15 protein-coding genes are annotated in these 21,045 nt (G+C 35.5%); 9 read left to right on the plus strand and 6 right to left on the minus strand.

All coding sequences use genetic code 11. From position 1 onward, the window contains the following. Nucleotides 1-11: 11 nt before the first annotated feature. From ACMDB5_RS02785 to ACMDB5_RS02795, 3 genes are read right to left on the minus strand one after another with little or no spacing between them, the layout of a single operon-like run. Nucleotides 12-1,157, minus strand: a complete 1,146-nt coding sequence (locus ACMDB5_RS02785; RefSeq protein ID WP_413999499.1) for a SusE domain-containing protein — start codon at nucleotides 1,155-1,157, stop codon at nucleotides 12-14. Nucleotides 1,158-1,214: 57 nt separating this feature from the next. Next, nucleotides 1,215-2,786 carry a RagB/SusD family nutrient uptake outer membrane protein gene (locus tag ACMDB5_RS02790; RefSeq protein ID WP_413999500.1) on the minus strand — a complete coding sequence of 524 codons (1,572 nt, stop codon included), beginning with the start codon at nucleotides 2,784-2,786 and terminating at the stop codon, nucleotides 1,215-1,217. 38 nt (nucleotides 2,787-2,824) lie between these two features. Next, complete coding sequence (locus tag ACMDB5_RS02795) at nucleotides 2,825-5,743, minus strand: SusC/RagA family TonB-linked outer membrane protein (RefSeq protein ID WP_413999501.1); 2,919 nt, start codon at nucleotides 5,741-5,743, stop codon at nucleotides 2,825-2,827. Nucleotides 5,744-5,969: 226 nt separating this feature from the next. Between ACMDB5_RS02795 and ACMDB5_RS02800 the strand changes: the two genes are divergently transcribed. The 8 genes from ACMDB5_RS02800 to ACMDB5_RS02835 all read left to right on the plus strand — a co-directional run bounded on the left by ACMDB5_RS02800 (nucleotide 5,970) and on the right by ACMDB5_RS02835 (nucleotide 17,763). Then, nucleotides 5,970-6,989, plus strand: coding sequence for a LacI family DNA-binding transcriptional regulator (locus tag ACMDB5_RS02800; RefSeq protein ID WP_413999502.1), 1,020 nt, complete (start codon nucleotides 5,970-5,972; stop codon nucleotides 6,987-6,989). A gap of 253 nt (nucleotides 6,990-7,242) precedes the next feature. Beyond that, the gene (locus ACMDB5_RS02805; protein ID WP_413999503.1) at nucleotides 7,243-8,604 is read left to right on the plus strand and encodes an MFS transporter; all 1,362 of its coding nucleotides are present in this window, start codon (nucleotides 7,243-7,245) and stop codon (nucleotides 8,602-8,604) included. Between the two features lie 2 nt (nucleotides 8,605-8,606). Beyond that, nucleotides 8,607-9,260: a beta-phosphoglucomutase gene (pgmB, locus tag ACMDB5_RS02810; RefSeq protein ID WP_413999504.1), complete on the plus strand. Its 654-nt coding sequence runs from the start codon at nucleotides 8,607-8,609 to the stop codon at nucleotides 9,258-9,260. Nucleotides 9,261-9,320: 60 nt separating this feature from the next. Next, a complete protein-coding gene (locus tag ACMDB5_RS02815) occupies nucleotides 9,321-11,621 on the plus strand; it encodes a glycoside hydrolase family 65 protein (RefSeq protein WP_413999505.1) in 2,301 nt (766 codons plus the stop codon). A gap of 33 nt (nucleotides 11,622-11,654) precedes the next feature. Next, on the plus strand, nucleotides 11,655-13,769 hold the full coding sequence (locus tag ACMDB5_RS02820; protein WP_413999506.1) for a glycoside hydrolase family 97 protein: 2,115 nt from the start codon (nucleotides 11,655-11,657) through the stop codon (nucleotides 13,767-13,769). 120 nt (nucleotides 13,770-13,889) lie between these two features. Further along, nucleotides 13,890-15,767 carry a glycoside hydrolase family 13 protein gene (locus ACMDB5_RS02825; protein WP_413999507.1) on the plus strand — a complete coding sequence of 626 codons (1,878 nt, stop codon included), beginning with the start codon at nucleotides 13,890-13,892 and terminating at the stop codon, nucleotides 15,765-15,767. A 113-nt stretch (nucleotides 15,768-15,880) separates the two neighbouring features. Then, nucleotides 15,881-16,558, plus strand: a complete 678-nt coding sequence (locus ACMDB5_RS02830) for a glycerophosphodiester phosphodiesterase (protein ID WP_413999508.1) — start codon at nucleotides 15,881-15,883, stop codon at nucleotides 16,556-16,558. Next, a complete protein-coding gene (locus ACMDB5_RS02835) occupies nucleotides 16,555-17,763 on the plus strand; it encodes an NAD(P)/FAD-dependent oxidoreductase (RefSeq protein WP_413999509.1) in 1,209 nt (402 codons plus the stop codon). The genes ACMDB5_RS02830 and ACMDB5_RS02835 overlap by 4 nt, the downstream gene beginning before the upstream one ends. A gap of 119 nt (nucleotides 17,764-17,882) precedes the next feature. Here the strand turns inward: ACMDB5_RS02835 and ACMDB5_RS02840 are convergent, their stop codons facing one another. Together ACMDB5_RS02840 and ACMDB5_RS02845 are read right to left on the minus strand one after the other, a co-directional pair. Next, the gene (locus ACMDB5_RS02840) at nucleotides 17,883-18,425 is read right to left on the minus strand and encodes a hypothetical protein (protein ID WP_413999510.1); all 543 of its coding nucleotides are present in this window, start codon (nucleotides 18,423-18,425) and stop codon (nucleotides 17,883-17,885) included. Between the two features lie 27 nt (nucleotides 18,426-18,452). Beyond that, on the minus strand, nucleotides 18,453-19,361 hold the full coding sequence (locus tag ACMDB5_RS02845) for an OmpA family protein (RefSeq protein WP_413999511.1): 909 nt from the start codon (nucleotides 19,359-19,361) through the stop codon (nucleotides 18,453-18,455). Between the two features lie 312 nt (nucleotides 19,362-19,673). On the opposite strand from ACMDB5_RS02845, the gene ACMDB5_RS02850 reads away from it, so the two are divergent. Beyond that, nucleotides 19,674-20,426, plus strand: coding sequence for a hypothetical protein (locus tag ACMDB5_RS02850; RefSeq protein ID WP_413999512.1), 753 nt, complete (start codon nucleotides 19,674-19,676; stop codon nucleotides 20,424-20,426). An 8-nt stretch (nucleotides 20,427-20,434) separates the two neighbouring features. Here the strand turns inward: ACMDB5_RS02850 and ACMDB5_RS02855 are convergent, their stop codons facing one another. Continuing rightward, nucleotides 20,435-20,911: a TspO/MBR family protein gene (locus ACMDB5_RS02855; RefSeq protein WP_413999513.1), complete on the minus strand. Its 477-nt coding sequence runs from the start codon at nucleotides 20,909-20,911 to the stop codon at nucleotides 20,435-20,437. Nucleotides 20,912-21,045: the final 134 nt, after the last annotated feature.

Raw genomic sequence — 21,045 nt, forward strand, 5'->3', positions numbered from 1 at the left:
TTGGTTAAAAATTAATTTGCTATTAATTTTATATTGTAGTTTGCGGAATTATTCAAATCCAACACTACTTTGTAATTTCCAGCAGTTGGAACTTTCATATTTCCTCCACCAAATTTTATTTTATTCTGGGATGTAGCCACAAGAGTTTCTACACCTCCAGACATTGTACCCATTTTTATGGACCAATCATCTTTTAGACGAACTAGAAATTCATCTGCTTTTAATACTAAATCTTTGGTGTACATTCTATAATAAGGTGAAGCCGGATTAGTATCAAAAACTAAATCGGTAGGATTATCCCAACCATTAGGTGTGGCTGCTCCTATTATAGCCACTCGCACTTTAGCAATAGTATAAGTATTCGCTAACCAATCTACAGTAAAGAAATAGGTTCCTGCACCATCTACTGGTTTAATGTCTTTTCCGCCTAATTTGGTAAATGTATTTGGATTCTCAGTAAGATCTCCCTTATCACCAGACCAAGCTGGACCAGGGGTAAATTTGAATGCAGGAGAAGCATTATTCATCCACACAAAACCTTCGTATTTGCCGTTGTTATTTGCAGAAAACAATCTTGGTGCATTGTCTGGTGCCCAATCAGCAAAAGTACTTGATCCACCAAAACTACCCGGAACATAAATCCTATCGAACTCATCAAAAGTATCAAACGGATTTCCTGTAAAAGCTACTTCTTGAGAAACTGATCTAACCCCATTTGCAGAAGACTCAAGTTGAGTAGACGGCATCCCTACCACTCTCATTTTAAAACTTCCCGAAGCCCCAATTGCACCTCCGGCTCCTAATAACATAGAATTCAACTGTCTTTGGGTTAAAACTTTTTCGTGATTTGATATGGAACTATCATTAAAACTTCCCAGAACAAAAGATTGAGGTTCAGAAAAATCAGCAGTAGCTTTGACAACTTGCAATGAATAAGTCACCGAAGCAGAATATCCAAAATCAGCAGAAGACCACTTTATTGTTGCTACATCATCGGCAGCTTTTGGAGCCGTTAATACATAATCAGCTCCAGCCGGTGTACTCAAAACGATATTTTGAGTTAGCGAAGCAACCGGATCCTGATCCTCATTAGTACAAGAAACCAACGAACTGGCTATTCCTGTCAATAAAATCAAACTTAAAAATATTTTTTTCATAATAAAAACTTTATTTAAACCCGTTGGTTAGTCAATCCTAACCAACGAGTTTTTTTATTAATATCCTGGATTTTGTGACAAATTAGTATTCGCATTCAATTCTTTATTTGGTATCGGAAATATCAACCTATTTGGAGATAAATCTGAACCAGATTGACTTCCACCTTTCCATTGCCAATTATAACCGCTTAAGTATTTATTAAACCTAATTAAATCTTGTCTTCTATGTCCTTCCCAGTACAATTCTTTGGCTCTTTCATTCAAGATGAATTGAGGTGTCAAATCAGACAAGGTAACAAGACCTACTCCGGCTCTTTGTCTTAAATCATTAACATATGTCAAAGCCGTAGCAAGACTCCCTTTTCCATTAACAACAGCCAATTCAGCATACATCAAATAGGCATCTGCCATTCTAAACAATGGGAAATCAGTATCCGGAAATGTTTGATCTTTACCATTAGCTCCCGTCGAAGTTTTATTAGAGAATTTTATTAATTTTTTCCCTTGCTCAAATTTAGCATAGTCAGAAATCGAGGCTGGACTTGCATCACCAGGAACATACATAATACGAGCATCACTTGTTCCAGCTATATCAGCAAATTCTTTACGAACTCTAAATCCTTGCCATCCAAAATCTATACCTACTAATGGAGCTGATACAGCATCAGTAGACCCATGTAATAAATAGGTCATTCCTCCCCATGTTTTGGTATTTACCCCATCAAATGCGATAGGAAAAATAACTTCATCTTGGGCTCCATTAGTATTATTATCAGCTTTAAACAAGTTTGCATAAGGTATTTGTGCAATACTATATCCGGAACCAATAATAGAATTTACAACGGTCAATGCATCTGCACTTTTATCAACTCCTGTATAAACAGAGGAATTCAATAGCAATTTGGCCTTAAGCATCCAAAGTGCCGCTTTATCTGCACGACCGTACTCATTTGCTTTTGGCGCAGCCATATCAACTTCTATAGCATCTAATTCGGATAATATATAATTGAAAACAAATTCTCTTGTTTGCATTTTAGGTGGCGTTCCTAAAGCATCCGCATCAGTTCCAAAAGGTAATTTTCCAAAAATATCTATACCATGATAATAAGACAATGCTCTTAAAAAACGAACTTCTGCTCTGTATCTTTTAACCTCATCACGTAAAGTTCCTGAAACGCCTCTGCTATCTAATTTTGCATCGGTAGTTTCTCTTAAAAATTCATTACTCAAACTTACTTGATAAAAAACTCGAGCAAAAAATGCTTCAAGAAAAACATTGTCTGCATTCCAAGTATTAAAATTTAAATCCTTAATAGTTGGATTATCACTTTCTCCCCAAGCAATAATTGCTTCATCGGTAGTTAATTCTTGCAATTGCCAGTATCCTCTTAAATATTGAGAAAATCCCTCATTAACAGTTCCTGCTCCAGATCCTAAATCTGATTCTCCATCTGGTCCTTTTTGTCCTGTAACTGCTAAACCTCCATAAATTTTTGCCAAAAGTTGTTTGTACGCACCCGGAGTAGCATAAAATTGCTCACCCGTGAAATCATCATCGTCTTTTGGAGTAATATCTAAGCTACAAGAAGCTAATGCTACTAAGACAAATGCAATCAATACTGATCTCATATCAAAATATTTTTTATATTTTTTCATCCTTTTTTTTATTAAAAATTAGCATTTACACCCAACATATACATTCTTGCTCTAGGGTAAATAGTCCCATCTATACCATCATTAAAAACTTCTGGATCGATGTTTTTATACTTAGTTATTGTTAGTACATTTTGAACACCAGCATAGAATCTCAAAGATGTTTTACCTCCTAAAACCTCGCTAAATTTATATCCTAATGTAACATTGTCTAATTTAAGGAAAGAACCATCTTTAACATAATAATCGGATTCTTTTACAGCCGAAGTAAAGAAAGTATTACTATAATCAATCGGTGCATTATTTAAAGTATTATCAACTGTATTATTAATCGAAGTTAATACCGATCTATCTGCAGATATCCTATCATATACATAATTTCCTAAACTTGCTCTCCAAGCCATTGAGAAATCCCAATTCTTATAAAATGTTGCATTTGCCATAAAGCCCATAGTAACATCTGCCTGAGGCTTTTTATAATTATATTTATCCTTACTATCAATGGCACCGTCTTTATTTCTATCAACATAAACGCCTTGAATAGCTTTACCTGCAACATCATACACTTGTTCATATACCCAATAAGAAAAAGGGGCTATTCCTATTTTATGTGTCTGTACAAAACCGCCCAGTCCTACTCCACCTATTTGAAGTCCATCAGAAAACAAACTAGTTATCTCAGATTTATTGTAGGCAACGTTATAATTCAAATTCAGATCAAACTTTTCATTTTGTACGGCCTGATAGTTTAATGAAAAGTCAATTCCTTTAGATTGTAAAGAACCAATATTTCTATACCCATAGATTCTTAAATTCTGCAATGATCCTTCAGCAACTTGAGAGAATAAATCATTTGTCTCAGAAAAATAACCATCTAACGATCCTTTTAAACGATTATTCATAAAGCCGAAATCCAAACCAATATTATATTTCGTGCTTCTTTCCCATTTTAAATTCTCATTGTAACCTTCTGGCTTAGAAATAACAACAAATGAATTTCCAAATTGATAGGAATTATTGTTAGAAGTAGAATATCTTTTGAACCAATCTATCGGTGCATCAATATTTTGCTGACCAACTTCACCATAACCTAATCTCAATTTTAAATCAGAAATCGTGTTAGAATCTTTCAAGAAATTTTCTTCTTTAATTTTCCAAGCAAAGGCATAACCTAAGAAATTTGCCCATTTGTTTTCTGGGGAAATTTTAGAAGAACCGTCTCTCCTAAAGTTAACTGTCAACAAATACTTACTATCGAAACCTAAGTTAGCACGACCAAAATAAGCCCCTAATTTATTCCCCGGATCAGTATAAATATCTTCATTGTTTTCCTCTCCCAGATTCAATCCAAAAAGATTTCTATTTCCTGATCTGTAATCTCTTTTGCCAAATTCCTGATATTCATAACCTCCTAAGAAATCTACATCTAATTTACCAAATGATTTATTATAGTTTAATTGTGCGCTTATGTTATGGTTTTTATTATGATACCAAGTTTCTGAATAAGACCCAATTTGTTCGTTTCCTATAACACTTGGATTAAAACCAGAACGAGAAAATGGATTTACTGTTACACTACCATCTCCATCTTGTTTGTCCATTCCAGCGTTCAAAATTGCTCTTAACTCAGGTAAAAAATGGAATTTATAATCAATATTAATATTCCCAAAAAATCTATGGCTATTAGAAATATCACGTCTTTCTTTTAATTGACTTACCGGATTTGAAGTTCCTCTTGGATTCCCTGAAACAGGATCTATCCATTCTGTGTAGCCTGCAAAAATTGAATTTGGATTATATACAGATTGTGTAGGATCATAAGAAATAGCGCTTCCTATTGCTCCTTCTTCAGCATTTCTTTTGGTTGTGTATGAATAATTACCTGTAAGATTAATTTTCAGATGATCCTCAAAAAACGTTGGATTTAAAGCTACCGATGCCGTTGATCTCTTGAAATTAGAAGTCATTAAAATCCCGTTATTATCTGTATTACCGACTGTTAATCGTGAAGGAATTTTCTTAAACAAATTACCCATTACCGATAAACTAACATCTGACGTTACAGAAGTTTGGAAAATTTCTTTTTGCCAATCTGTTTCTGAATTCCCTAAAAGTCCAACTTTACCAGGCGCTACTTGACCAACCAAAGCTCTGTAATCATCTGCTGAATATACATCAATCTTTTTGGCCAAAGTATTTAAGGTCGTAAAGGTATTCAATGAAACCTGAATGTCTTTTTTAGATCCTTTTTTAGTCGTTATAATAATTACCCCATTTGAACCTCTATTTCCATATATAGCAGTTGCAGATGCATCCTTTAGTATAGAGAATGTTTCAATATCATTTGGATTAACTACCGAAAGTCCTCCAGTAATTGGCAAACCATCTATTACGATTAAAGGGTCATTGCTTGCCGCTAAAGATGAGCCACCTCGAATTCTTATAACTGCTTCATTACCAGGAGTACCAGATGAAGTTACCACAACACCAGGCGCTCGCCCATTAAGAAGACCATCAACACTTGTAATTGCCCCTCTATTAAATTCCTTTGTAGTAATTAAATCTACAGATCCAGTAGCATCTTTTTTCTTAACGCTTCCGTAACCTACCTGAACCACAACTTCTTTTAATTGATTTTCATCTTCTCCCAAAGAAACATTTACTATTTTTTGAGAATCATAATTAATTACTGAGTTTTTATATCCAATAAAAGAAAATACTATTTTATCTCCTTTTTTAATATTTGATAATTGATACTTCCCATCAAAATCAGTCGAAACACCGTTTGTGGTGCCTTGTATATTTACATTTACTCCCGGAATCGGTTGTCCTGATGTTTTGTCAAGAACAACACCACTTATAGTATTCTGTGCCAGAACACCAAAAGGCAACAGCAGCAATAAAAATAACAACTTTTTATAAATTGTTTTCATACTTTTCGTTTAAGTTAATTTGGTTTTTATTAATTTTTACTCTTACTTCGAATGTTAAATTTATGTAAATTTTAAGACGCTCGACAAAAGCATTTTTCAAATGGCTTACGAAAACGTGGTAGTGTTGAAAACTTTATATATATTACTGATTTTTGAAGGTATAATTATTATAATCTAAATAATTAATACCTTTATTTACGGAAATAAAATTTATCAAATTGTTGTTATGAAAAAGAAGATAACGCTTAAGCAAATTGCCAGAGAATTGGATGTATCTATTTCAACCGTTTCAAAGTCCCTAAGAAACAGTTCCGAAATTGGAGAAGATACCCGATTAAAGGTACAAGCTTTCGCTAAATTCTATAATTACAAACCCAACAATATTGCCCTAAGTTTAAAAAACAGGAAATCAAAAGCCATAGGTATAATCATTCCTGAGATTGTACATCATTTTTTCTCGACTGTCATTAATGGAATTGAACAAGTGGCTAACGAACATGGCTACAGCGTTATCATCTGTTTGTCTGACGATTCTTTTGACAAAGAAGTCCTTAACATGGAAATGCTTGCTAATGGAAGCATTGATGGTTTTATCATGTCCTTATCCAAAGAAACCCAATTCAAAGGCGATTTTCACCACATTACAGAAGTAATCAATCAAGGAATGCCCGTTGTCATGTTTGATAGAGTAACCAATGAAATCCTTTGCGACAAAGTTATTATTGACGACAAATCAGCTGCCTACGAGGCGGTACAAAGCTTGATTGACAACGGTAAGAAAAAAATTGCCCTAGTAACTACTGTCGATTATGTAAGCGTGGGCAAACTAAGAACAGATGGCTATATCAAAGCGCTTTTAGATAACAATCTTCCATTTGATGAAAATCTAATCATTAAAATTGAGAATGTAGATACCTGCGAAATCATAATCAGCAAACTACTCGAAGACAAAGCCATTGATGCCGTTTTTGCGGTAAACGAGCTTTTTGCGGTAACCTGTATCAAAACAGCCAACAAAATGGGATTAAGAGTCCCAGATGATTTATCTATAATTGCTTTTACTGACGGTATCATTTCAAAATACTCGACTCCTACAATTACTACCGTAAGCCAAAACGGAATAAAAATGGGCAATAAAGCAGCAAAAATGCTCATCGACAGATTAGAATCAGAACATGATGAGGAAGAAAATTACAAAACCGAAGTAATTGAAACCCATCTGATAGAGAGAGAATCAACTAATTAAGGGTTAGACGTGATGAGGTTTGCTTAACATCTAACTCCTAATATATCTAACTTCTCACCTCCTACCTTTTTTTCTTACTTTATTCATTACTACAACCTTGTAGTAAGAAATATTGCCTTTTATTTGTATCTAACAAACAAAAGTTCAAAATAAATTTTTACATTTACCTCATCAAAGCTTTTACTTTTACTTCGAAAAATAAGTTAAGTTTTGATAAGCATCGCGCTTATCGTATTCATTTTAAATTACGATAATGGAAAAGCGTAAGTTAGGTTTCTGGGAAATTTGGAACATGAGTTTCGGTTTTTTGGGAATACAGATGGGTTTTGCCCTTCAAAATGCTAATGCCAGCAGAATTCTTCAAATTTTTGGTGCCGATGTGCATGAACTATCTTGGTTTTGGATAATTGCTCCTTTAATGGGACTAATTGTACAACCCATAATAGGCTACTATAGCGACAAAACATGGGGAAAATTTGGACGAAGAAAACCTTTCTTTTTAGTTGGTGCTTTATTAGCCTCTATTGGTTTGGTTTTAATGCCTCAAGCCGAAATTTTTATCGCCTTATTGCCTGCCATTTGGGTTGGTGCAGGAATGCTGATGATCATGGATGCGTCCTTCAATATTGCGATGGAACCATTCCGAGCTTTAGTGGGAGACAATTTAAGAACAGATCAAAGAACCCTTGGTTTTAGTGTTCAAACCGCATTAATCGGATTTGGAGCAGTAATAGGTTCTTGGCTTCCATATGTACTTACCAACTGGTTTGGCGTTTCCAATAGAAACGAAGATGGAGGCGTTCCTTTGCATCTTATTTGGTCCTTTATAATTGGAGCCGTTATTCTTATCGGTTCCATCCTAATTACCATTTTTACCACCAAAGAATATTCTCCGGAAGAATTGGCACAGTTTGAAGATGAAAATGGTCATCAAGAAGTATTAGACACAACAATTGTAGAAAAAAAATCCAGTCTATTAGATATTTTTGAAGATTTCAAAAAAATGCCTACTACTATGAAACAACTGAGCTGGGTTCAGTTTTTCTCTTGGTTTGGCCTTTTCGGAATGTGGGTATTTACCACTCCTGCCATAGCACATCACGTTTATGGTTTACCAATCACTGACAATAAAAGTGTTGCTTATCAAGATGCCGGTGACTGGGTTGGCGTATTATTCGGAATCTACAATCTCGTTTCAGCTTTTTATGCTTTCGCCTTACCCTATATAGCAAAAAAAATAGGAAGAAAATTAACCCATTCCCTTTCACTAATCATTGGTGGATTAGGTTTAATCTCTATGTATTTTGTACCAAATGAAAACTGGCTTATTCTCTCCATGATTGGTGTAGGAATTGCTTGGGCAAGTATTTTATCTATGCCTTATGCCATTTTAGCGGGTTCCATTTCTCCAATGAAAATGGGGGTTTACATGGGGATTTTCAATTTCTTTATTGTTATCCCTCAAATCATAAATGCCTTAATTGGAGGTCCTTTAGTTAAGTATGTGTATCATGACGATGCCATACTTGCGTTAGTTACAAGTGGAGTTAGTTTCCTTATTGCTGCCGTATTAGTAGTAAAAGTGAAAGATGTTGATGATGTAATAAAACAATAACCATGATTAAAAAAGCATTTATATTCGACCTTGACGGTGTGATCGTAGATACTGCCAAATACCATTATTTAGCCTGGAAAAAAATTGCAGAGGAATTAAACATTGATTTCACACTCGAACATAATGAATTATTAAAAGGAGTTAGCAGAGTGCGCTCATTAGATATCATTCTAGAATTAGGCCAAATTGAAGCCTCACAAGAAGATAAAAACAAATGGCTTTTTCAAAAAAATGAGGACTATCTATCCTACTTGGTTGATATCGATCAAAGCGAAATATTGCCGGGTGTTTTACCAATTTTAAAATATTTAAAAGAACAAAACCAGGCTATCGCCTTGGGTTCGGCAAGTAAAAATGCCAGACCTATTCTTGAGAAAACCGGAATCATGCCCTATTTTGACGCAATCGTAGATGGTAATGATGTTTCGAATGCGAAACCGGATCCAGAAGTTTTTTTGATAGCCGCTCAATTATTAGGCGTTCTGCCAGAAGACGCCATCGTCTTCGAAGATTCTGTGGCTGGTGTTCAAGCGGCCAATATCGGAAAAATGACCAGTATCGGAATTGGAGAAGAAGCTATTTTGTACCAAGCAAAATACATATTTAAAGATTTCACACATATAGAAACGAGTTTTATAGCGTCTTTAATAAAATAGAAAACGACTTAATTAGAGAATAATATAATTCTCAAAGCAGAAAATAAAAATTAAAACAAAATGAACCAAGATTATATAAAAGCAGACAATTGGTCCATCATTGAAGAGGGATTTGATGCAGAAAGAGTAAAATCGTCTGAAAGCCTATTCAGTATCGGTAACGGTGCTATGGGACAACGTGCTAATTTTGAAGAAAAATATACGGGACGCAGCTTCCAAGGAAGTTATATTGCCGGAATCTATTATCCGGATAAGACCAAAGTGGGCTGGTGGAAAAACGGCTATCCGGAATATTTTGCCAAAGTTTTAAATGCTCCAAATTGGATTGGGATAGACATTGAAATAAATGGCGAAAACTTCGATTTGAATTCTTGTACCGCAATAAAAGATTTCCGTCGGGAATTGAACATGAAAGAAGGATGGTACAATCGTTCTTTCAGTGCTACTTTAAATAACGGCACTGAAATTTCGGTTAATGTTCGTCGCTTCCTTTCTATAGACCTAGACGAAGTGGGAATTATCAATTATGAAATTACTCCTTTAAACAAGGATGCAAAAATAATTTACAAACCTTATATTGATGCCGGAGTTACCAATGAAGACGCCAATTGGGATGAAAAATTCTGGGAACCGCTTAAAGTAAAAAAATCAGGGAATGAGGCTTTTATCACGGCACAAACTTTCAAAACTCATTTTGAGGTAACCACCTTTATGCAAAACAGCATTTGGGAAAATGGCGAAAACATAGGCATCTCTCCTTCAGCAATTGACAGCCTTCCGGACAAAATTAAATTCAGTTACGATGTAATTGTGGCTCAAGGCCAAAAATCATCCATCCAAAAAATTGGCGGATACACTGTTTCTTTAAATCATAAAAACACTCTTGCGGCGGCAGAAAAAGCAATTCAAGCTGCATTAGCCAAAGGATACAATCAGTTACTGAAAGAACAAATTGAAGCTTGGGCTAAAATCTGGGAAATGTCAGATATTACGATTGAAGGAGATGTAAAGGCACAACAGGGAATTCGATTTAATATTTTTCAATTAAACCAAACCTATTTAGGGAAAGACAGCCGATTGAATATTGGACCAAAAGGTTTTACCGGCGAAAAATATGGTGGTTCTACTTATTGGGACACCGAAGCCTATTGTATTCCTTTTTATATGGCTACCAAAGACCAAGAAGTAGCCCGAAACTTATTGACTTACCGCTACAATCATCTTGAAAAAGCAATTGAAAATGCCGAGAAAAACTTAGGTTTTAAAAATGGGGCCGCTTTGTACCCGATGGTGACAATGAACGGAGAAGAATGTCATAACGAATGGGAGATTACTCATGAGGAAATCCATAGAAATGGCGCCATTGCTTTTGCTATTTTCAATTACCACCGTTTCACAGGTGACAATTCTTATATTCCTGAAAAAGGATTGGAAGTTTTAATTGGAATTTCGCGTTTTTGGCATCAAAGAGCCAATTTCTCAAAAGACAAAAACCAATTTGTAATTTTGGGAGTAACTGGTCCGAACGAATATGAAAATAACGTCAACAATAATTTCCACACCAATTATATTGCCAAATGGTGTATCAATTATACGCAGGAACAAATTAAAAAAGTAGCTTTAGAATTTCCTTTGGATCACAAACGAATCGTGGAAAAAGTAAAATTGTCAGATGCCGAACTTCAGCAATGGAAAAAAGTAGCCGATAATATGTATTTCCCAAAATCGGAAGATTTAGGGATTTATTTACAACAAGATGGCTTTTTGGACAAAGATTTGGTTCCCGTAGAAGGTCTAGATCCTTCACAAAGACCGATCAACCAAAAATGGTCTTGGGATCGTGTTTTACGTTCTCCTTATATCAAACAGGCAGATGTCCTGCAATCTTTTTACTTCTTCGAAGAGCATTTTTCGAAAGAAGAATTGAAACGTAATTTTGAATATTACGAATCCTTTACCGTTCACGAAAGTTCTCTTTCTCCTTGCGTACATTCAATTCAAGCAGCAACTCTAGACAAAATGGATATGGCTTACGCCTTTTATTTAAGGACTTCGCGTCTGGATTTAGACGATTACAACAAGGAGGTAGAAGAAGGCTGTCACATCACATCGATGGCAGGAACTTGGATGAGTATTGTTGAAGGATTTGGCGGAATGAGAATTAAAGAGAACAAGCTTCATTTTTCTCCAAAAATCCCAAAACAATGGAAAGCCTACTCTTTTAAAATTAATTTTAGAAATCAGATTTTGAAAGTTGCTGTTAGCCAAAACGAAACTAGCTTCTCCGTAAATGGAGATACCGATTTAGCGATAGTAGTTAACGGACAAACTGTAATGGCCACCAAATTTGAAAAAGCATAAATAATAACCCCTAATATTTTTAAAATCCGAAACATGAAGAATTTAATTTTAACAGCATTCATTTTGCTTGCATTTAGCAACATCGCCAAAGCGCAGCAACTGAAATCCCCCGAAGGAAAATTTGTCATGGAATTTTCGTTACTCAACGATGGAACTCCAAGCTACAACCTTAAATACAAAAACAAAGAGGTTATAAAATCTAGTAAATTGGGATTAGAACTGAAAGATGACAAAAAATCATTGTTGAATGATTTTACTGTTGTTGATTCTAAAACAAGCACTTTTGACGAAACCTGGAAACCGGTTTGGGGCGAAGTAAATCAAATTCGCAATCATTACAACGAATTAGCCGTAACTTTAAATCAAAAAGGAACAGACCGTCAAATCATCATTCGTTTCCGATTATTTGATGACGGATTGGGTTTCCGTTATGAATTTCCTACTCAAAAAAACCTGACTTATTTTGTGATCAAAGAGGAGAGAACACAATTTGCAATGGCAGGCGACCATAGCGCTTTTTGGATGCCTGGCGATTACGATACCCAAGAATACGATTATACTCAATCGAAATTATCTGAAATCAGAGGACTTTCAGAAAAGGCCTATACCGAAAATGTTTCGCAAAAATCTTTTTCGCCAACAGGCGTGCAAACTTCATTAATGATGAAATCGGCAGATGGGGTGTACATCAATTTACACGAAGCGGCCTTGATTAATTATTCTTGTATGCATTTGAATTTGGATGACAAAAACATGGTTTTCCAATCTTGGTTAACGCCGGATGCAAACGGAGACAAAGGATACATGCAAGCACCGAATCATTCTCCTTGGAGAACGATTATCGTAAGCGATGATGCGCGCCAAATTCTTGCTTCAAAAATGACTTTAAACTTAAATGACCCATGTAAGATTGAAGATACTTCTTGGATAAAACCGGTTAAATATGTGGGCGTTTGGTGGGAAATGATCACCGGAAAAAGCTCTTGGGCTTACACCAATGATTTCCCTTCGGTACAACTTGGAGTTACTGATTATACCAAAGCGAAACCAAATGGAACTCACGGAGCCACTACCGCACACGTAAAAGAATACATCGATTTTGCCGCTAAACATGGTTTTGACGCAGTTCTTGTTGAAGGTTGGAACGAAGGTTGGGAAGATTGGTTTGGACATTCAAAAGATTATGTTTTTGATTTCGTAACCCCTTATCCTGATTTTGACGTAAAAGGAATTCATGCTTACGCAAAAGCAAAAGGAGTAAAAATGATTATGCACCATGAAACTTCGGGATCTGTTCGCAATTATGAGCGCCACATGGATAAAGCATACCAATTTATGAATGACAACGGTTACAATGCCGTAAAAAGTGGTTATGTAGGTAACATTTTGCCAAGTGGTGAAAATCATTACAACCAATGGGCAATAAACCATTATCAATATGCTCTTGAAAAAGCAGCCGAATATAAAATCATGGTCAATGCGCACGAAGCAGTTCGCCCAACTGGAATTTCCAGAACCTACCCAAATTTAATCGGTAATGAGTCGGCCAGAGGAACAGAATACCAAGCTTTTGGAGGTTCTAAACCCAACCATGTTACTGTTGTACCTTTTACTCGTTTAATTGGTGGACCAATGGATTACACTCCTGGTATTTTTGAAATGGATATCAGCAAACTTAATCCTGACAACAAATCGCACGTAAACAGCACCATTGCCAACCAATTGGCATTGTACGTAACCATGTACAGCCCATTACAAATGGCAGCTGATTTAATTGAGCATTACAATAAGTTTCCGGATGCTTTCCAATTCATCAAAGATGTAGCCGTAGATTGGGACGAAAGTAAATATCTTGAAGCAGAACCAGGCGATTATATCACTGTTGCTCGTAAAGCAAAAGGAACAAACAATTGGTTCGTAGGTAATGTAAATGGTGAAACTAGCCGTACTTCAAACATCAACTTTGATTTCTTGGAAAAAGGTAAAAAATACACCGCTACAATCTATGCCGATGCAAAAGAAGCACATTACAAAACCAATCCACAGGCATACAAAATTCGCAAAATGACGGTGACCAATAAATCTAAATTGTCGCAGTTATCTGCTCCTGGCGGAGGTTATGCAATAAGCATCATCGAAACCAAATAAATTATTCAAAGACAACTAATGCCATTCAAAATCATTAGTTGTCTTTTTTCAATTTTCATATCCATAAAAGGTTTAAAACCTTAAATCAATTCTATTAATCGAATTTTATATCTTCAGATTATGAATATTAAAAATCAACTCACAAAAACAAAGACTCATTTGCTTCATAAAATAATGTTGTTTGTTCTATTGTTTTCCGCTTCGGTAAACGCACAAATCCAGCGAACAGAACCTCCTTTTTGGTACGCCGGTATGCATAATCCGGAACTTCAAATCATGTTTTATGGGAAAAACATAGCTCAAAATGAGGTTTCGGTTTCAAATAATATCGCCATAAAAAACGTTCAGAAAACCGAGAATCCTAACTACGTTTTCGTCACAATTGACACCAAAAACATTCCGGCTTCTGAGTTACTTTTTACATTTAAAAACAAAAACAAAGTTGCTTTCACTAAAAAATACTCTTTAAAACAACGAAGAGAAAATTCGGCTTCACGTAAAAGTTTTGACGCTTCAGATATGATGTATCTATTGATGCCCGATCGTTTTGCAAACGGAAACACAAAAAATGACAGCCATCCGTCAGTAACCGAAAAAGAAGACCGAACGCTATCCGGAGGTCGTCACGGAGGTGATATCGAAGGAATTGTAAAAAATCTTGATTACTTACAAGAATTAGGCGTTACTGCGCTTTGGAGTACGCCAATGTGCGAAGACAATGACAAAACCTATTCCTACCACACTTATGGTCAATCGGATGTGTATAAAATCGATCCACGTTACGGAACCAATGAGGATTATGTTCGCCTTTCGGCAGAATTGAAAAAACGAAACATGAAATTGGTCAAAGATTATGTGACGAATCATTGGGGTGCTGAACATTGGATGTACAAAGATTTGCCTACCTACGACTGGGTACACCAATTTCCTGGATATTCTCAATCAAATTACAGAATGACCACTCAATTTGACACCAATGCTTCTGCAATTGATGCCAAAAACTGCATGGATGGCTGGTTTGTTCCATCAATGCCAGATTTAAATCAATCCAATCCTTTGGTTCTGAATTATATTACTCAAAATGCCATTTGGTGGATTGAATATGCCGATTTAGATGGATTCAGAGTTGACACTTATTCTTACAATGACAAAGCCGGAATCTCAAAATGGACCAAAGCAATTACAGACGAGTACCCAAATTTCAACATCGTCGGGGAAGTATGGATGCACGACCAGGCACAAATGTCCTATTGGCAAAAAGACAGCCCAATTAGTGCCATTCAAAGCTATAATTCTTATTTACCAAGCGTAATGGATTTTACATTACATGACGCTTTTGGAAGTGTTTTCAATGAAGACAAGGCGTCTTGGAACGATGGAATGATTAAAGTTTACGACAATTTTACAAACGATTTTTTATATGCAAATACAGATAATCTGTTGACTTTTGTCGAAAATCATGATACCGGAAGATTCAATCATATTTATAAAAACGATCTCAAAAAATACAAAATGGCTATGACTATACTGGCTACTGTTCGCGGAATTCCGCAATTGTATTACGGATCAGAAATAGGTATGAGCGGAGACAAAGGCAAAGGCGATGGTGATATTCGCCAAGATTTTCCGGGTGGCTGGCAAGGCGATCAAAACAATGCTTTTACCAAAGAAGGAAGAACCCAACAGCAAAATGAGTATTTCGATTTTACTTCAAAAATATTCCAATGGAGAAAAACCAATGAAGCGGTTCATTTCGGAAAAATGACCCATTATATTCCTGAAAATAATATATACGTCTATTTTAGATACACCAAAAACAAAACGGTCATGGTGATCATTAATAACAACAACGAAAAGCAAACATTAAAAACCGACCGTTTTAAAGAAAATATTGGCGATTTCAAAACAGCGAAAGAAGTAATGACAGATGCGACTTTCAATTTAACAAATGAAATTTCAATTGAAGGGAAATCTGCTTTGGTTTTAGAATTAAACTAAAGCAAGCCTTAAAAGCATCATTCAGAAAGACAATTCATAACGAATGATAAAAGCACAAATCGATTTCGGTTTGTGCTTTTTTATTTTAGCTACCTTTGTCAAAAATCATTGCAATGCTCAAAATAGGCCATCGCGGCGCCAAAGGATATGAACCTGAGAATACCCTAATAGGTTTTCAAAAAGCAATTGACATGCATGTTGACGGTATCGAGCTGGATGTACATTTGAGCGCTGACGGGGAAATCATGGTTATTCACGATGAAAGCATTGACAGAAAAACTAACGGCCAAGGAATTGTAAATACCTTATCTTTGCCAGAGTTGAAACGATTTCTAATAAGTCACGAGCATGCAATTCCTACACTGACAGAAGTATTTGATTTAGTAAACCGCAAATGTTTCATCAATATTGAATTGAAAAGCTATGAAACGGCCGATAAAGTAGTGAATCTGATTGAAAAATATGTCGAAGAAATGAATTGGGAATATACTGATTTCTTGGTTTCGAGTTTTGATTGGAACGCTTTGCAACAGGTCACTTTTTCAAATTCAGCAATCCCCATTGGCGTACTGACAGAAACCGATTTGGACTTGGCTTTGGCTTTCGCCAAATTTATTCAGGCAAAGTCAATTCATCCCCATTATCATTTATTGACAGCCGAAAATACGGCTCAATTCCAAGAAAAAGGATTCCAAGTTTTTCCCTGGACCATCAATGAATCAGAAGACCTAAAAAAAATAAAATCATTTAACGTAAACGGAATCATCACTGATTTTCCAGATAGAATATGAACCAGAATTTTGATATAATTATAGTGGGCGGTGGCGCTGCAGGTTTTTTTACAGCCATCAATATTGTTGAGAAAAACCCAAAATTAAAAGTAGCCATTCTGGAACGCGGAGCCGAAGTGTTACAAAAAGTGCGCATTTCAGGAGGAGGGCGTTGTAACGTGACCCACGCCTGTTTTGAACCCAACGAACTGGTGAAGTTTTATCCTCGTGGTGAAAAAGAATTGCGTGGCCCTTTCCATCAGTTTTGTTCCGGCGATACCATAGAATGGTTCGAAAAACACGGAGTGGAACTCAAAATTGAGGATGATGGACGAATGTTTCCCGTTTCGAATTCATCTCAAACCATTATCGACTGTTTCCTGAAAGCTACACAAAAACTCGGAATTGCAGTACTCACAGGACAAAGCCTGCAATCTGTTTTTAAAAAGGATAATTTGTGGAAAATTGAAACCCAAAACGAAAATTATATTACCGAAAAACTAATTTTGGCCACGGGTAGCAACCCTAAAATCTGGGAAATGCTCCAAACTTTCGGACATGCTGTTGTCAGCCCAGTCCCTTCGCTATTCACTTTCAATATCAAAGATCCAAGAATTAAGGAATTGCCCGGAGTTGCGGCACAAGTCAGCGTAAAAGTAAAAGACAGCAAACTCAGTTCAACCGGACCTTTATTAATCACGCATTGGGGAATGAGCGGACCGGCAATTTTAAAATTATCGGCTTGGGGAGCACGCATTTTACATGATAAAAATTATCAGTTTACTATTTTCGTTAATTGGTTAAATGACATTGAAACTTCTGAAGCAGAAAAAATCCTCAAAGACATAAAACAGGAAAACGCCAAAAAAGCGGTTTCCAGGAAATCACCTTTTGAGTTCCCGAATCGTTTGTGGGAAAGTCTGGTTCTCGCTTCGGGAATAGAAGCCGAAACCAAATGGGCAGATTTATCAAAAACACAATTGCAAAATCTAGCAAATCAACTAACGAATGCGACTTTCCAGGTAAACGGAAAAAGCACTTTTAAGGAAGAATTTGTAACCGCTGGCGGAATCGATTTAAAAGAAATCAATTTTAAAACCATGGAAAGTAAATTACACGAAAATCTCTATTTTGCCGGAGAAATAGTGAACATTGATGCGATTACCGGCGGATTTAATTTTCAAAATGCTTGGACAAGCGGTTTTATTTTGGCGAACTCCATATAGTTCTCAGTTCCGGTTTTCTGTAAATAAATTATGATTTGGACACTTTTGAATAAAAAAATAAAAAACAAAGCCGACAGCTTTTAAAAAGCTGTCGGCTTTGTTTTTTAACCAGTAATAAATTATTTTCTCCCACCAATATGGGCTTCTTGCCATTTTTTTAGTTCTCGCCACTTCCCTTCAAAAGCCAATTTTGCCTGATATGGCCAAGTTTCTGGATTATGTATTACAAATCGTTCCCCTTCCTTGTCCAAAATTTCCTGGCATCGGCTAACGGGAGTATCACAAAGTGTTTCCCATGTTGTAATTCCATTGGCATGGAACAATTCTTCAATCTTCGGACCAATTCCTTCGATAATTTTCAAATCGTTTTCATTAATTTTTTTTTCAAAAATATCAGATGCCGCAATGGTATCAAAAGGGACGAAAGCAGATATAAGCCCAGAAACGGCCTCATGCTGTGCCGCCGCAGGAGCAGTCGCTTTAGCTTTCAAAGCCATCAATTCAGCCTCCAACTTAGACGATCTCGCCTGACATTTATCTAATTCTAATTGCAACTCGCCTGAACTATCTTTGGCTGAGGAAAATAGTTTTCCAAGTAAGTAGCCTAATAGTGCACAAATTAAGCCTACTAAAATCGGGATTATTATACAAGGTGAATCCATAATTATATTTTTTTAAGTTTTAATTTTCTAGTTTATTTTAACAACAACACATCTGTTTTTGGCCTGACCCTCTTTTGTTGAATTATCATTCATAGGTTCGGCTGGACCTTTGGAAGAAGTATTAATTTTTTCTGCTACAATTCCATTCTTTACTAAATAAGACTTTGCAAAATCGGCTCTTTTTTGTCCCAAACGAATATTTGTATCAGCATTGCCCTTGTTATCCGTATGTCCTACTGCCTCTAGCTTTGCATCTTCGACATGATTTAGGTAATTGCTAATATCGGCTACTTTCTGGTGATCTTCTTTAGACGCTATAATATATGCTTGTCCGGTTTTAAAATAAAAAATCAATGGATTGGTATTAATCTTCTCTTTTAAGGCAGTCCAATCCGTAGTAGCTGTATTGTCTTTTTCTGAAATCATAAAAGAAAGCGGCCCAAATAAGGTGTCGTTTTTAAAACTTAAATTATCCCTGATTTCTCCGTTAATCTCAATATCAGAGTCTAAAAACCCTTTTGAAATAAAATAATCCTTGACACCGTTTGCCCGAGCAAAACCAAGATTCGGGAAGCTCGAATTATTCATTTCTTCAGCCGTGGCAAATCCAGTAATTCTCAACTTTTGTCCACCTTTATCAAAAATGGTTTTCAATGAAGAAAGTCCCAAATCAATGGAATCTGGAACCGGAAGAAAATGCGTAAAGCCATTCCTTGAAAAATTAAAATTGTCATGCGAACTGAAGTCAATTCCTTTTCCTTTTAACGAGAACAAACTTAACTGGTTCAAGGTTCCCGAATTGGCATTTGCCGGTGTCGAATTTTCCTTTATCGGACTAATATTGCCATCGCTGGAACAACAAAACTTATGATATAGAAAACTACCAATTATTATGGTCGCCAAAATACCAAGTACGTAAGTGGATTTTTTGCTCATATGGTAAAAATTTAAACAATCAATCAAAGTTACTAAAAATCAGTAACTTATGTGTTTAAAGTATTAAAAAAAGTAAAATAAATTTAAATTATTTCTATATAATTTAACCGTCAAATACTCCCATTAAATACCATTGAAAAACTTGGACAAAGCAAATCCAAAAGCAATAATTATCCCGGATTTTTACTGGTTTTGGAAAATTGAAAATTAGCTTTTAAAAGCGCTTCATTTAAAATTAACAAGATTTTATGTATTTATTAAATTTTAGTTTAGACGAATCCAATACATTTACCTTTAACTAATTAGATTTATATGAAAGTAAAACTACCCGTCATATTATTATTTTTTATATTTCAATCGGGTTTTTCACAATCTGAAAAATTAATTAACGGCACCGTTTTATCCGAGCAATTCGCGGTCGCAAAAGTTGAAGTCTCAAATTTCAATTCTAAAAAAACAACAATTACAAACTCCGCAGGAACATTCTCAATTCATGCAAAAGTGGGGGATGAAATCATTTTTGTATCAAAAGACCATGACATCAAAAAAATCATAATTAATCAAAATAGTATCAACAATAATAATCTTATCATTATATTAAACCTTAAACCGGAACAATTAGACGAAGTATTAATTGCAAAAATACCTACTATCAAATTAAGTAAGGATTTAAAATGGGAACAGCAAAAAAGAGACCAATTGGTTCTGGAAAAAGCCGCCAGTACTCTAAAAATAGCTGGATACAAAGATGGAACCATTGAAAACCCAATGGATTTTATGCGGATTGGCGGCATGATTTTAGGCTTATTCGCCAAAGAAAAAGAGAAAGTCGAAAAAAAGGCTCCCAAAATTGAATTTATCGCCTTGGCAAAAAGCATCTGTGAACCTGATTTTTTTAGTAAAACACTAAAATTACAAGCAGACGAAATAGCCCTATTTCTTTATTTTTGCGAAGCGGATAGCAAATCAAAATCTCTTCTTGAAAACGCTAATACTTTATCGGTAATGGATTTCTTATCCAATAAAAACAAAGAATTTCAAAAATTAAAAGAGTTCCAAAAATAGACGAAAAACTATCGGTTCAGAAACCAAATACTCGCATTCAACACCGCCGCAAAACTGACCCAAGCCAAATAGGGCAATATTAAATAACCAGCTACCTTATTGATTTTAGAAAAATGTGCATAGGTTTCATAAATCATCAGCCATAACAAAACAATCTCGATACCGGCAAGCATAGGATTATGCAATCCAAAAAACAAATAAGACCACAATGCATTTAAAGCCAACTGAATTGCAAAAATAAGCAAGGCTCTTTTCACCGTTTCTTTATCAGAATCCATTCGATCCCAAACCAATCCAGCGGCAACACCCATCATAATATACAACATACTCCACACCGGTGCAAAAACCCAATTAGGTGGATTAAAACTCGGCTTTATTAATGTTGGATACCAGGTCTCAATACTGGAACGAGTCTCTACCCCCGAAAAATAACCGATAACAAGGCAAGTAACAACAACAGTAAGTATTCTGGTAATCTTATTCATTTTAATTTTTTAAAATTTACGAAACTTTATATTATTTAAGCCATATAAGTACTTTAAGAAAGTTTAAGAATTATTGAGTTGTAGGAATGTCAAATAAATTCTTGAATGGACTTAGTAAGCTTAAATTGTATTTT

The organism is Flavobacterium sp. W1B (assembly GCF_047344965.1).
Taxonomy (GTDB): Bacteria; Bacteroidota; Bacteroidia; order Flavobacteriales; family Flavobacteriaceae; genus Flavobacterium.

Excerpts from the sequence above, each read along its gene's own strand:
- ACMDB5_RS02785 (WP_413999499.1), bottom strand. The coding sequence starts at position 1,157 with ATGAAAAAAATATTTTTAAGTTTGATTTTATTGACAGGAATAGCCAGT.
- ACMDB5_RS02790 (WP_413999500.1), bottom strand. The coding sequence starts at position 2,786 with ATGAGATCAGTATTGATTGCATTTGTCTTAGTAGCATTAGCTTCTTGT.
- ACMDB5_RS02795 (WP_413999501.1), bottom strand. The coding sequence starts at position 5,743 with ATGAAAACAATTTATAAAAAGTTGTTATTTTTATTGCTGCTGTTGCCT.
- ACMDB5_RS02800 (WP_413999502.1), top strand. The coding sequence starts at position 5,970 with ATGAAAAAGAAGATAACGCTTAAGCAAATTGCCAGAGAATTGGATGTA.
- ACMDB5_RS02805 (WP_413999503.1), top strand. The coding sequence starts at position 7,243 with ATGGAAAAGCGTAAGTTAGGTTTCTGGGAAATTTGGAACATGAGTTTC.
- pgmB (WP_413999504.1), top strand. The coding sequence starts at position 8,607 with ATGATTAAAAAAGCATTTATATTCGACCTTGACGGTGTGATCGTAGAT.
- ACMDB5_RS02815 (WP_413999505.1), top strand. The coding sequence starts at position 9,321 with ATGAACCAAGATTATATAAAAGCAGACAATTGGTCCATCATTGAAGAG.
- ACMDB5_RS02820 (WP_413999506.1), top strand. The coding sequence starts at position 11,655 with ATGAAGAATTTAATTTTAACAGCATTCATTTTGCTTGCATTTAGCAAC.
- ACMDB5_RS02825 (WP_413999507.1), top strand. The coding sequence starts at position 13,890 with ATGAATATTAAAAATCAACTCACAAAAACAAAGACTCATTTGCTTCAT.
- ACMDB5_RS02830 (WP_413999508.1), top strand. The coding sequence starts at position 15,881 with ATGCTCAAAATAGGCCATCGCGGCGCCAAAGGATATGAACCTGAGAAT.
- ACMDB5_RS02835 (WP_413999509.1), top strand. The coding sequence starts at position 16,555 with ATGAACCAGAATTTTGATATAATTATAGTGGGCGGTGGCGCTGCAGGT.
- ACMDB5_RS02840 (WP_413999510.1), bottom strand. The coding sequence starts at position 18,425 with ATGGATTCACCTTGTATAATAATCCCGATTTTAGTAGGCTTAATTTGT.
- ACMDB5_RS02845 (WP_413999511.1), bottom strand. The coding sequence starts at position 19,361 with ATGAGCAAAAAATCCACTTACGTACTTGGTATTTTGGCGACCATAATA.
- ACMDB5_RS02850 (WP_413999512.1), top strand. The coding sequence starts at position 19,674 with ATGAAAGTAAAACTACCCGTCATATTATTATTTTTTATATTTCAATCG.
- ACMDB5_RS02855 (WP_413999513.1), bottom strand. The coding sequence starts at position 20,911 with ATGAATAAGATTACCAGAATACTTACTGTTGTTGTTACTTGCCTTGTT.